11 protein-coding genes are annotated in these 12,740 nt (G+C 42.4%); 5 read left to right on the plus strand and 6 right to left on the minus strand.

The features are described 5' to 3' along the window. Window positions 1-62: 62 nt before the first annotated feature. Window positions 63-2,060 carry an ATP-dependent zinc metalloprotease FtsH gene (gene ftsH / locus I1A42_RS01425; protein WP_196122437.1) on the minus strand — a complete coding sequence of 666 codons (1,998 nt, stop codon included), beginning with the start codon at window positions 2,058-2,060 and terminating at the stop codon, window positions 63-65. 98 nt (window positions 2,061-2,158) lie between these two features. Next, window positions 2,159-2,788 (minus strand): 23S rRNA (uridine(2552)-2'-O)-methyltransferase RlmE, encoded by a 630-nt coding sequence (gene rlmE, locus I1A42_RS01430; protein WP_161153880.1) that lies wholly within the window; start codon window positions 2,786-2,788, stop codon window positions 2,159-2,161. A gap of 119 nt (window positions 2,789-2,907) precedes the next feature. Here rlmE and yhbY point away from each other — a divergent pair, with 119 nt between their 5' ends. After that, on the plus strand, window positions 2,908-3,204 hold the full coding sequence (gene yhbY, locus I1A42_RS01435; protein ID WP_161153879.1) for a ribosome assembly RNA-binding protein YhbY: 297 nt from the start codon (window positions 2,908-2,910) through the stop codon (window positions 3,202-3,204). A 60-nt stretch (window positions 3,205-3,264) separates the two neighbouring features. Here yhbY and greA read toward each other — a convergent pair whose 3' ends face one another. Then, window positions 3,265-3,738, minus strand: a complete 474-nt coding sequence (gene greA, locus I1A42_RS01440; protein WP_161153878.1) for a transcription elongation factor GreA — start codon at window positions 3,736-3,738, stop codon at window positions 3,265-3,267. A gap of 537 nt (window positions 3,739-4,275) precedes the next feature. Between greA and I1A42_RS01445 the strand changes: the two genes are divergently transcribed. Both I1A42_RS01445 and dacB read left to right on the plus strand, forming a co-directional pair. Next, complete coding sequence (locus I1A42_RS01445; RefSeq protein WP_196122439.1) at window positions 4,276-5,310, plus strand: porin; 1,035 nt, start codon at window positions 4,276-4,278, stop codon at window positions 5,308-5,310. Window positions 5,311-5,408: 98 nt separating this feature from the next. Then, window positions 5,409-6,815, plus strand: a complete 1,407-nt coding sequence (dacB, locus tag I1A42_RS01450) for a serine-type D-Ala-D-Ala carboxypeptidase (RefSeq protein WP_196122441.1) — start codon at window positions 5,409-5,411, stop codon at window positions 6,813-6,815. Window positions 6,816-6,852: 37 nt separating this feature from the next. On the opposite strand, the gene I1A42_RS01455 is transcribed toward dacB, so the two are convergent. Next, window positions 6,853-7,257: a magnesium transporter gene (locus tag I1A42_RS01455; protein WP_161153875.1), complete on the minus strand. Its 405-nt coding sequence runs from the start codon at window positions 7,255-7,257 to the stop codon at window positions 6,853-6,855. 650 nt (window positions 7,258-7,907) lie between these two features. Continuing rightward, a complete protein-coding gene (gene tyrS, locus I1A42_RS01460) occupies window positions 7,908-9,095 on the minus strand; it encodes a tyrosine--tRNA ligase (RefSeq protein WP_196122443.1) in 1,188 nt (395 codons plus the stop codon). A gap of 129 nt (window positions 9,096-9,224) precedes the next feature. Between tyrS and I1A42_RS01465 the strand changes: the two genes are divergently transcribed. Beyond that, complete coding sequence (locus I1A42_RS01465) at window positions 9,225-10,526, plus strand: peptidoglycan DD-metalloendopeptidase family protein (RefSeq protein ID WP_161153873.1); 1,302 nt, start codon at window positions 9,225-9,227, stop codon at window positions 10,524-10,526. A 91-nt stretch (window positions 10,527-10,617) separates the two neighbouring features. Here I1A42_RS01465 and erpA read toward each other — a convergent pair whose 3' ends face one another. Next, the gene (gene erpA, locus I1A42_RS01470; protein WP_161153872.1) at window positions 10,618-10,959 is read right to left on the minus strand and encodes an iron-sulfur cluster insertion protein ErpA; all 342 of its coding nucleotides are present in this window, start codon (window positions 10,957-10,959) and stop codon (window positions 10,618-10,620) included. A gap of 435 nt (window positions 10,960-11,394) precedes the next feature. Between erpA and hemL the strand changes: the two genes are divergently transcribed. After that, the gene (gene hemL / locus I1A42_RS01475; protein WP_196122445.1) at window positions 11,395-12,684 is read left to right on the plus strand and encodes a glutamate-1-semialdehyde 2,1-aminomutase; all 1,290 of its coding nucleotides are present in this window, start codon (window positions 11,395-11,397) and stop codon (window positions 12,682-12,684) included. Window positions 12,685-12,740: the final 56 nt, after the last annotated feature.

Consider the following 12,740-nt stretch of genomic DNA (forward strand, 5'->3'; position numbering starts at 1 on the left):
ATTCCTAATATATAGAAAAACCCCGAATAAATCGGGGTTTCGTCTTTACTGCTCAAACACGACTATTCCGCGTTTGAGTCTTTTTTATCTGTACCTTCATCAGCAGACTCTTGAGGCTTCGTATCTTTACTTTCCTCTGGAGCTTTTGCTGGTTCAGATGCTTCCGCTTTTGGTTGTTCAACTGTTGTTGCAGTGTCAGCGTCTTTTTTCGCCGCACTGGCAACATGATCAGCCCAACCGGCAGGTTCACGAATCACTTCTTTACGTGCCATCAAGTCATCAATCTGACCTGCATCGATAGTTTCATACTTCATCAATGCATCTTTCATTGCATGCATGATATCCATATTTTCAACCAAGATTCGGCGCGCACGTTCGTAGTTGCTGTCGATAAGCTTACGAACCTCATCGTCGATCAATTTTGCAGTATCATCAGACATGTGCTTGGTTTGTGTCACACTACGACCTAAGAACACTTCGCCTTCGTCTTCAGCGTAAAGCATTGGACCTAACTTATCTGAGAAACCCCATTGGGTTACCATCTTACGTGCAATATCAGTTGCACGCTCAATATCATTTGATGCCCCAGTGGAGACTTTATCAACACCGTAAATCAATTCTTCTGCTAAACGACCGCCATACAAGCTCGAAATCATCGATTCTAAGTTTTGCTTAGACATACTGATACGATCTTGCTCGGGTAGATACATAGTAACACCAAGCGCTCGACCACGAGGAATGATGGATACTTTATATACCGGATCATGTTCAGGAACCAAACGACCAACAATCGCGTGGCCAGCTTCGTGATAAGCGGTCGATTCTTTGGTTTCTTCAGACATAACCATAGAGCGGCGTTCTGCCCCCATCATGATTTTATCTTTTGCTAACTCAAATTCGACCATAGAAACATTACGTTTATTCCCACGAGCCGCGAACAATGCTGCTTCGTTAACTAAGTTCGCAAGATCTGCACCAGAGAAGCCTGGAGTACCACGAGCAATCAGTGATGGTTCAACATCACCCGCTAGCGGAACTTTGCGCATATGTACTTTAAGAATCTGCTCACGACCACGAACATCTGGAAGACCAACCACAACTTGGCGGTCGAAACGTCCAGGACGAAGCAAAGCTGGGTCAAGAACATCAGGACGGTTAGTTGCAGCGATAACGATAATACCTTCGTTACCTTCGAAACCATCCATTTCAACCAACATTTGGTTTAGTGTTTGTTCACGTTCATCGTGACCACCACCAACACCTGCGCCACGTTGACGACCTACAGCATCGATTTCATCAATAAAGATGATACATGGAGACGCTTTTTTCGCTTGTTCGAACATGTCACGTACACGAGATGCACCAACACCAACGAACATTTCTACGAAATCTGAACCTGAAATAGTAAAGAACGGTACTTTCGCTTCACCAGCAATAGCTTTAGCTAGCAAAGTTTTACCTGTACCAGGAGGACCTACCATCAACACACCCGTTGGAATCTTACCACCGAGTTTTTGGAAGCGGCTTGGATCACGTAGATAATCGACCAGCTCCTTCACGTCTTCTTTCGCTTCATCACAGCCAGCAACATCCGTAAACGTTGTCTTGATCTGTTCTTCGCTCATCATACGTGCTTTACTTTTACCAAAGGACATAGCGCCTTTGCCGCCACCGCCCTGCATTTGGCGCATGAAGAAAATCCAAACACCAATCAGTAGAATCATTGGGAACCAAGAGATGAAAATAGTTCCTAGCAGACTTTGTTCTTCAGGTGGAGTACCCTGAACCTTCACATTTTGATTAATGAGATCATCAAGAAGCTTTTGGTCATACACTGGCATATATGTAACGTAACGTGTACTTCCGCCCCGACGAGTGAATGTAATCTCGCTATTATCGAATTGAGCCTCTTGTATTTGGCCTTGGCCAACTTCCTGTACAAATGTGGTGTAATCGATTGTTCTTCCGTTACTATCCCCAGGACCGAAGCTCTGGAACACAGACATTAAAACAACTGCAATTACCAACCAAAGAATTAAATTTTTTGCCATGTCACTCAAGGTGTCAGCCTCGCGATAACTAGTTGTAATTAAAGGTAGGGTACTACAGTTTTCAGACCGTAGCCACAGTGTTAAATTTCATCGCTACAAAATAATGGTTAACCTTTGTAACCAGTCGCAACAATGTACACTTCTCGGGAACGTGCCCTCGAAGAGTCGGGCTTACGGATTTTCACCGCTTTAAACATGTCTCGGACATCCTTGACATACTGATCAAAGCCTTCGCCCTGAAATACTTTGACCACAAAACTGCCATTAGGTGCTAAAACTTCTCGACACATATCCAACGCCAGCTCAACCAAATACATTGCACGAGGTTGATCCACTGATAAATTGCCCGCCATATTGGGCGCCATATCAGACATCACCACATTCACCATATCCGGTTGAATTCTTTCTAACAGAGCATTGAGCACTGCTTCTTCGCGAAAATCACCTTGTAGAAATGCTACACCGGCAATCGAATCCATTGGAAGGATATCACAAGCTATCACTTGCCCTTCATCACCTACAATACCAGCAGCATACTGAGACCAACCACCAGGGGCCGCCCCTAAATCTACGACCGTCATTCCAGATTTCAATAATTTATCTTTCTCTTGAATCTCTTCTATTTTGAAGATAGCACGAGAACGATACCCTTTCTTTTTTGCCTCGTTAACATACTTATCGTCAAAATGTTCTTTCAGCCAACGGCCTGAGCTGGCTGAGTGCTTCTGTTTACTCATTCGATTCCTAATTGAAAAGCATCTATCAAAGAAAGTATGGTAGAAAATATAGTCTTCGTTGATAGATGGCGTTAAAATGTCGGTTTTCAACCCTAATAGTAAATAAATTTGGTCGCGTAATGAACCTAAGCAATAAACAAAAGCAGCACCTTAAAGCGCTTGCACACAACCTAAAACCTGTTGTGCTCATGGGCGCAAACGGATTAACCGAAGCTGTTTTAGCCGAAATTGAAATCGCGTTGGACCACCATGAACTGATTAAAGTGAAAGTGGTATCAGAAGATCGCGAAACAAAACAGCTGATTGTTGACGCTATTGTGCGCGAGACTGGAGCAGAAAAAGTCCAGGTTATCGGTAAGGTGTTGGTTTTGTATCGTCAGTCAGAACAACGCAAAATCGAACTACCGCGTAAGTAGTATCGCTTATATGGAAATAAAAAAGGTCGCTCAGTGCGACCTTTTTGCATTTCTTAACAACTAAATGTACTGAACCTGATCGATTTCAAATACTTTATCGCCGCCAGGTGTCGAAATCACAACTTCATCACCTTCTTCTTTACCAATTAGGCCACGTGCAATAGGTGAGCTAATGGAAATACGGCCAGCTTTTGCTTCAGCTTCATTGTCACCTACGATTTGATACGTTTTTTCTTGATCGGTATCGACATCTACAACGGTCACTGTTGAGCCAAAGATGACTTTGCCACTGTTTTCTATTTTTGTAACATCAATCACTTGCGCTACTGATAGCTTGTATTCGATATCTCGAATCTGCGCTTCACAAATACCTTGTTCTTCACGCGCCGCATGGTATTCGGCATTTTCCTTCAAATCACCCAGTTCACGAGCTTCTGCAATTGCAGCAGAAATTTGTGGACGTAGTTTAAGAAGTCTTTCAAGTTCGTCACGCAGCAGTTTTTCGCCGCGTACGGTCATTGGAACTTTTTCCATATTCTACCTCTATGCCAAAGCGTTCTTTGGACAAAACAAAACTACCCAGCCTCGAAAGGTTAGGTAGTGTTGATGAAATGATTTATCTACCAGTGTAAACAAACTTGGCGATTAAATCATCCTAAATCCATCTTGAGCCAACAAATCTTAAGAATCCATATACACATTGAATGACATGTGATCAAGTGCACACTAAAAACTCTGATAAATTATGAAAAACCTATCAAAAAATATAAAAAAATAATATTTCACTAGGTGGTAATAGTTATAAAAAAAAGTATAAAAAATATTTTAATACAATAACTTGATGTTTTTATTTTATAATAAAACAGTGTTCAACATTCGTTTTTATATCATTTTACTAACTAACACGGAACTATCATACGAGAATTGGATTAAGAATTTCTCGAAGGAAGCGCTTGGATACTGGCTTGCATTCAATAAATGTATTCAGCGTCATCATCCTATCTGAGTATTCATCAGACGATACAAACGTCTCAATCAACGTTTATGTGGACAATAATTAGGAATTAAAAGATGAAAAAATCCATCATCGCTCTAGCTGTGGCAGCAGCGGCAGTAGCAACTAGCGCTAACGCAGCAGAAATTTATAACGCAGATGGCACTACAGCAAGCATCGGCGGTCGTGTAGAAGCGCGTATCCAATTGCAAGACAGTGAAGCAAATGACATGACTCGCGCTCGTCTAAACTTTGTTGGCCATCAACAAGTGACTGACGACCTTTACGGTTTAGCAAAATTCGAACAAGAATGGAACAGCAACACTGATTCTGGTGAAGCCGACGACGGAGATACTGACTGGACTACTCGTTATATCTACGCTGGTATCGGCACTAGCGCAGGTGAAATCACCTACGGTAAACAAGATGGTGCTCTAGTTAAACTAACCAATTTTACCGATATTATGTCAACTTGGGGTAAAGAAGCGTCAGTAAATAGCGCAGCTGAAGATGATGATGCTATTTCTCTAGCAAGTCGTACTGATAACTACGTCGCTTATAATGCAGATTTTGATGCACTAAGTATTAGTGCAGGCTACCGTTTTGCTGATGGTAGTAACTCAAGTGATGGCGACTCACGTACTGGTAACGACCAAGACGGTTACGCTTTAGCAGCGACTTACGCGTTTGGTGATACTGGCGTTGTTCTAGGCGGTGGTTATGCTGTACAAAATGAAAATGCGCAAGCTATGGTAACCTCTTCATTTACTTATGAAAATCTATACTTAGCTGCTCTATACACTCACATCGACTACGATGATCATGGTGTAGAAAACTACGACGGCTATGAACTAGCAGCGGCTTACACTATCGATAAAACTAAGTTAATCGCAACTTACAACCGTGGCGATCGTGATCGTGCCGATGACACTGCTAACACTATCTCTGTTGAAGCAAACTACTACTTCACTCCTAGCTTCAACGGTTACGTGGGTTACCGTTGGAACCTACTTAACGGTGATGAGGTTTCTTCATCCACAGACGACGGTGTCACTACTGACAATACAGCAGCTCAAGACCAAGCAATGGCTGGCCTGCTATACACTTTCTAATTTAACAGAAAGTTTATCATCTCAAGACGCCTGCTCCCTAGCAGGCGTTTTTTATGTCAGTATACTAAGAACACCCTTGTTTATTTAATGGATCGTATATGCGCTGTCTGCCACTTTGTGGACTGATTTTTTCACTCTTTATTAGCCAATATGTGGTTGCACAACCACTCAACACCGACCAGTTAACACCACATGCGCGATACGCGTTTCAGGTACAAAATATTACTAGTGGTGAAACACTTTTTGCCCAGCGCAATGGCGACTATTTTCCACCAGCCAGCACGCAAAAAATCTTCACAGCTCTCGCAGCTAGATTAGAGCTTGGCGAACATTTTGTCTTTACCACTCAGCTACTCAAACACCGGCAAGACTATGTGATTCGTTTTTCGGGTGATCCTACGCTGAATACTGTTGACCTCAAACAATTGCTTTCTCATCTTAAGCAATCCGGCATTCGAACCATTCGTGGAGACATCTGGCTAGATAATTCAATATTTACTGGATTTGAAAAAGCGGTAGGCTGGCCTTGGGATTCACTCGGGGTCTGTTACAGTGCGCCATCTAGTGCGATCAATTTAGATCACAACTGTATCCCTGCAGCGCTTTACACGGAAAAAAATGGCAAGACTCGCCTCCATATACCTCCACAATATCCAATTCATGTATTTAATAACGCAGTCGCAGTTAGCGCAGATGAGCAGCAGCAACAACACTGTGACCTCGATTTAACCGCAACAGCAACCAATCAATACCAATTATCGGGATGCCTAGTCACTCGCACTAGCCCGATGCCACTTAAATTTGCTGTTCAAGATACTAGCCGCTATACCAAACGTATTATTTATAAACTCCTCAATCAATTAGGTATTGAGCTTAAAGGCACCATTCACATTGGCAAAGCTCCATTTAAGAAGCGACAAATCCTAGCAGAACATCAGTCCGCACCTTTATCTGAATTGCTTTCAATCATGCTAAAACGTTCTGACAATTTGATTGCAGACACCTTAACGAAAACCTTAGGTCATCGACTATTTACCCAACCAGGTAGTTATCGAAACGGCGTTCAAGCAATTCAAACCATCATTAATCAGCACACAGGAATCTCATTTGCAGATGAACAGATGGTTGACGGCTCAGGGTTATCACGGGATAACCGTGTCAATATCGCCACTATGCAGGCTGTGTTGCGTTATATCGCTCTTCATGATGCGTCATTACATTTGATTGAGAAACTTCCTGTAGCCGGCGTCTCTGGCACTCTCAAATACCGCCGCAGTATGTTAGTACCAAGCGTTAAAGGCAAGTTAGCCGCAAAAAGTGGCTCTCTCTACGGTACCTATAATATGGTCGGTTTTGTATTGAATAAGCAAGGTAAGCCGACACGCAGTTTTGTCCAATATGTCACCGACTATTTTCCTACCGACGAAAACGACAAAGAGGAGCCTTTAAAAGACTCCCCTTTAAATCAAATTGAAGAGCAGTATTACCAACAACTGCTCAAATAAATATCATCAGGGCATCTTTGACAGATGCCCGTTGATTTCAATAGATAAATATTCCTGAAACGACACCGACGAGCGCAACAGGTATTACCCAGCCGACACGCTGTTTCACTCGATGCCAAATGGACAGTTCATCCCGCTCTTCTTTTTGCTCACTGTCACTCCTTCCAATAGGCTTACGCTCGGCATACACCATACCTAGCTGCTTAGCATATTGATGAGCCAGTGTTTTATGCCCCTGAGCATCCAAATCACACAACAGATCTTGCACATGAGTAATAGAACAGTGACTTAAAATACCCACTGCTTCATCGGTTGGCATCACCGATAGTAACTCGACCTGTTTAACTGGTTCATATTGTAAAAATGCGTTACGCGCCGCCCCAATTTCATCAATAGAAAATGGTTTAGCGTTATTCATGCAATGATTGTTCATTACCGTCATGGCGAATCTCCCGATTGGCATTGGGTAACGACCACCAATAGCAACTATTCAAAAACTTAGGTGTAAGAAAGACTCACCCTGAATAGATGGTTAGTTGTTATGTACTAGGAGAAAGGAGAAAAATAGAAGGGATTTCATTGAAATATGCCTTACCTGCAAAGATAAGACACCATGTGCCAATACCGTTAGCAGGTTATCTTTCTCCCTTCATACTAGGAGGATGGTCGGTATTGTTCATGTTAATCTCCAAAAGTTGCTACCCATTTGGTAGCCTTTAAAGTGTAACAAATTTTGTTAGAAAAGACAGCTCATCACTAAAGAAAGCCCGCTATCAGATACAAAAAAAGCACCCTCAGGTGCTTTTTATACCCAAATGACCTCGAGATGCAGGATTCAGAGCTTCATCAACGAGCCTAGGTCAAGCTCAATCACGGCAGGAATGGTCATTCCCTTTTAACGTGATTGAGCGCAGAAATAGGTTTGTTGATCAGCTCCCAAAGGGCGAGTTTTATTCGCTCCTAGGCTGTGTTACTGATTTTCAACGTAGAATGACTATGTCTTCAAATCAGTGCCTTGCCTAAGAGCGAATACATTCTCGCTGAAACAGCATCTTGAGGTTACTTGGGTATATCAATAACGAGCTTGCCTATTTATTTAATGGTCACGCGAGCAAACTTACGTTTACCTACTTGATACACATTAGTACCAGCTACTGGAACAAACTTAGTATCTTCGATTTTTTCACCATCGAGTTTGGCTGCACCTTGGCGAATCATACGCAAGGCATCAGATGTCGAATTAACCAATCCTGCGTCTTTCAACAGATTAGCAATAGCAATGCCTGATTCGAATTCGAATTCCGGCATTTCATCTGGCATCGCACCTTTCTGGAATCGGTTAATAAACTCTTGCTCTGCCGCATCTGCATCCGCTTCTGTGTGGAAACGAGCGATGATCTCTTTAGCAAGTAAGATCTTCACATCACGAGGGTTTTTGCCATTTTTCACGTCTTCTTTAAATTGAGTCACTTCTTCTAAAGGACGGAAAGACAATAGCTCGTAGTAGCTCCACATCAGATCATCAGAGATCGACATAATCTTACCGAACATATCACTTGGCGCATCGCTCACACCGATGTAGTTATGTGCTGATTTAGACATTTTCTTCACACCGTCTAAACCAACCAATAATGGCATCATCAATACAACTTGAGGTTTTTGACCGTTTGCTTTTTGTAGCTCACGCCCCATCAACAAGTTAAATTTCTGGTCAGTACCACCCAATTCAACATCGGTTTCCATAGCAACTGAATCATATCCCTGTAGCAATGGGTACATAAATTCGTGAATCGCAATAGGCTGACCGTTTGAATAACGCTTTTTGAAGTCATCGCGCTCTAGCATTCGAGCTACTGTTTGATTCGCCGATAAACGAATCATCCCCTCAGCACCCAGCTCAGAAAGCCATTCAGAGTTAAATTGGATTTTTGTTTTCTCTGGATCCAGAATTTTAAAAACCTGAGTTTTGTAAGTTTCCGCGTTACGTAATACATCTTCACGAGTCAATGGAGGACGCGTGGTATTTTTACCTGTAGGGTCACCCACCATACCGGTGAAATCACCAATCAAGAAAGTCACTTCATGGCCAAGTTCTTGAAACGCACGGAGCTTATTAAGGATCACAGTATGACCTAAGTGAATGTCAGGAGCTGTTGGATCCGCACCCAGTTTAATACGTAATGGACGGTTCTCTTTCAGCTTTGCAATAAGCTCTTCTTCCGGAATTAGCTCTTCAACACCACGCTTGATTTCCGCTAAAGCGGCTTCAATACTCGCCATTCTTCGTTTACTCCCACAGATTTGGCAAAATTTAATATTTGGACATATTACTTGAATAGCGACTATTTTTGAAACCAGTTAGACTAACTAGTAGTGATTTTCTTTTGTCCTTTTTTATCTTGAGTGACTATGACGACAATTTTTGCCCGTTTACCTTGGTTACATAAGCTGCTGATAGTGATGATTACAGCCATCACAGTTGTCGCCACCCTGCTACTTCCCGATCCAGAAACATTAATCCAAACACCAAACCAACTAAAAGTAGGTCAACATTATCCTGTGGCATTGGATTACGATTTATTAGCACAAGAGGAACAATTACCACCAATGGTGGTATTGCAATGGAAGAAGCAAACCGTTCAACCGGGTGAAAGTAGTGCATTACTGTTTAAAAAAGTGGGGCTCTCTGCGCGCTCACTTTACCAGCTCACGTCAAGCAATGAAGATATTCACTATCAGCTCACTCACCTTCGCCCGGGAGATCAACTCTATTTCGGGTTGAATGACGACAACGATATTGTTCAGTTAAGACGCCAACTAAACTCTTATGAAACGTTTGTTATTAATAAAACATCGAGTGGATATGAATCTCATATTGAGGCGAAAGAAGTCTACTTTCAATATAACTACGCACAAGCCACTATCCATTCCAACTTCTGGAATGCTGCATCTCAAGCAGGGCTAACACCAAATCAAATCATGCAATTGGCGGGGATATTTGGCTGGGATATCGACTTTGCTCTGGATATTCGCTCAGGCGATCACTTTCAATTACTGTATCAAGAAAAAGTCGTTGAAGGCGAAGTCATGGAAAGAGGAGATATTATTGCAGCCACCTTCACCAACCAAGGTAAAACGTTTACCGCAATCCGTGATGATGAATCCGGTAATTATTACGATGAAAACGGTAGAGCAATGAAAAAAGCGTTTTTACGCTCACCGGTGGATTTTCGTCGCGTATCGTCGAATTTCAATCCTCGTCGACTTCATCCCGTTACAGGACGAGTTCGTCCTCACAGAGGTACTGATTATGTAGCCCCTGTCGGAACACCTATATGGGCTGCAGGTGATGGTATCGTACAAAAAGCGGGCTATAACCAATTCAATGGTAACTACGTGTTCATTCGTCACAGCAACACGTACGTTACCAAATATTTGCATTTAAGTCGCCGGATGGTGAAAACCGGACAGAGAGTCAAACAAGGGCAGACAATTGGCACGCTAGGTGGAACAGGACGAGTAACCGGCCCTCATTTGCATTACGAATTCCTAGTTCACGGTATTCATAAAAATCCACGTACTGTTGATTTACCACTTTCCAAATCTTTGACCGGTAAAACACGTGATACTTTTATTGCTAATGCCAAATTGCGCCTTGCAAAACTGTCGCGATACAGTGAATTACTATTTGCTACCAGCCCTTCACAATAATTAATCCGTGGACGGTGCGAAAAGGAAATAAAAAAGCAGAACATCATCGATGTTCTGCTTTTTATAAATCCGGAGTAATGATTCACTGTTACTAAACGCTAAATGACGCACCACAACCGCAGGTTGTTTTAGCATTTGGGTTATTCACAAAGAATCGCGAACCTTCCAAACCTTCAGTGTAATCGACTTCACCACCAATCAAATATTGCAGACTCATTGGATCAACAACCAAAGTTACGCCTTCTTTTTCAATGGTCATGTCACCTTCGTTAACACTTTCATCAAAAGTAAAGCCGTACTGGAATCCACTACAACCACCACCAGTGATATAAACACGTAATTTTAGTGCTGGGTTATCTTCTTCTTCAATCAGAACTTTTACTCGTTTAGCTGCTGATTCAGAGAAGGTTAATGGTACATTAATTTCGCTCACGACGACCTCTCCCATTCGTGTCATCGCTTCATTACAGTTCACGTTTCAGAAGAGAACCAGCGATGATTATGATTCTTTTTACAACGGGTCATTATCTAATACCTGACTTAACCGTTCAAGTATTAGATATCCGTTATTAGCTTGCAGTGTAACCTAGCAGGAGTATTTCGCTCGTTGATTTCAGACAACTCCCACGACAGAGCTAACAAATACCAACATTACATTGATGAAAGTGATATCAAAATTTAGCCAATGCACATACTCACCTTAGCACATAACAAACCAGGTTTTCGCATCGTATAATCAGCGAATATCGTTTTTTAGCGGCACTATCTCCTTAAAAATATCGATTTTTAGTCTAACCATTTCGCATCATAGCAGAGAAGCGTACAATGCTCGCCAAGTTGGTCCAGACATTCAAAAGAGGATATATCCATGACCAAATCAGCCGATCTTTATCAACAAGCACAAAGCAAAATTCCTGGTGGTGTTAACTCACCAGTTCGTGCCTTCAACGGTGTTGGTGGTTCCCCTTTATTTATTGACCGTGCTGACGGTGCATTTATCTTTGATGCTGATGGTAAAGCGTATATCGACTATGTTGGATCATGGGGTCCAATGATTTTGGGTCACAACCATGCAGCTATTCGTGAAGCCGTTATCGACACAGCCCAAAAAGGCTTAAGTTTTGGTGCGCCAACTTCGCTTGAAATTGAAATGGCAGAGCTTGTTTCTGAGTTAGTCCCCTCTATGGAACAAGTACGGATGGTAAACTCAGGTACAGAAGCAACCATGAGTGCGATTCGTCTAGCTCGTGGATTTACTGGACGCGATAAAATTGTCAAATTTGAGGGCTGTTACCATGGTCACTCTGACGGCCTATTAGTTAAAGCAGGCTCTGGCGCACTGACCCTTGGTCAACCAAGTTCACCAGGTGTTCCCGCAGATTTTGCTAAATATACTCTCACAGCTCGCTACAATGATCTGGAATCTGTAAAAGCTCTATTTGACGCAAACAAAGGTGAAATCGCGTGTATTATCGTGGAACCTGTTGCTGGTAATATGAACTGTATTCCTCCTATCGAGGGATTCCACGAAGGACTACGTGAACTTTGTGATCAAGAAGGCGCGTTACTGATTTTTGATGAAGTCATGACAGGTTTCCGAGTTGCTCTTGGTGGGGCTCAAGCTCATTATAATATCAAGCCTGATTTAACCACCTTAGGTAAAGTTATTGGTGGCGGCATGCCAGTGGGCGCGTTTGGTGGTCGTAAAGACATCATGCAATACATCGCTCCAACAGGGCCTGTGTATCAAGCAGGTACATTATCCGGAAACCCAATTGCGATGGCCGCAGGCCGTGCCTGTTTGTCATTACTCAAAGAAGAAGGCAATGAAAAACGTCTGGCTAACAAAGCCAAAACCTTAACTGATGGCCTTAAATCTATTGCTACCAAGCACGGGATTGATCTCGTTGTTCATCAAGTAGGCGGGATGTTTGGGTTCTTCTTTACCGATCAAGAAAGTGTTAGTTGCTATGAAGATGTCGCAAAATGTGATGTGGAAAAATTCAAACGCTTCTTTAATCTCATGCTAGATCACGGGGTTTACTTAGCGCCTTCAGCTTTTGAAGCCGGTTTTATCTCTTTAGCACATAACGCAGAAGAAATTGATGCCACTCTTGAAGCAGCAGACCGCGCGTTTGCTCAAATGGCAAATAACTAATTATTACAAATAAAGCTAAAGCAAAATAGGCAGTCATCTGACTGCCTATTTTATTT

It is taken from the genome of Vibrio nitrifigilis (assembly GCF_015686695.1).
GTDB classification, from domain to species: domain Bacteria; phylum Pseudomonadota; class Gammaproteobacteria; order Enterobacterales; family Vibrionaceae; genus Vibrio; species Vibrio nitrifigilis.

What these genes read in the sequence shown, in the direction of transcription:
- tyrS (WP_196122443.1), bottom strand. Translation starts at nt 9,095, where the DNA reads ATGGCGAGTATTGAAGCCGCTTTAGCGGAAATCAAGCGTGGTGTTGAA.
- greA (WP_161153878.1), bottom strand. Translation starts at nt 3,738, where the DNA reads ATGGAAAAAGTTCCAATGACCGTACGCGGCGAAAAACTGCTGCGTGAC.
- rlmE (WP_161153880.1), bottom strand. Translation starts at nt 2,788, where the DNA reads ATGAGTAAACAGAAGCACTCAGCCAGCTCAGGCCGTTGGCTGAAAGAA.
- yhbY (WP_161153879.1), top strand. Translation starts at nt 2,908, where the DNA reads ATGAACCTAAGCAATAAACAAAAGCAGCACCTTAAAGCGCTTGCACAC.
- I1A42_RS01445 (WP_196122439.1), top strand. Translation starts at nt 4,276, where the DNA reads ATGAAAAAATCCATCATCGCTCTAGCTGTGGCAGCAGCGGCAGTAGCA.
- I1A42_RS01465 (WP_161153873.1), top strand. Translation starts at nt 9,225, where the DNA reads ATGACGACAATTTTTGCCCGTTTACCTTGGTTACATAAGCTGCTGATA.
- dacB (WP_196122441.1), top strand. Translation starts at nt 5,409, where the DNA reads ATGCGCTGTCTGCCACTTTGTGGACTGATTTTTTCACTCTTTATTAGC.
- hemL (WP_196122445.1), top strand. Translation starts at nt 11,395, where the DNA reads ATGACCAAATCAGCCGATCTTTATCAACAAGCACAAAGCAAAATTCCT.
- I1A42_RS01455 (WP_161153875.1), bottom strand. Translation starts at nt 7,257, where the DNA reads ATGACGGTAATGAACAATCATTGCATGAATAACGCTAAACCATTTTCT.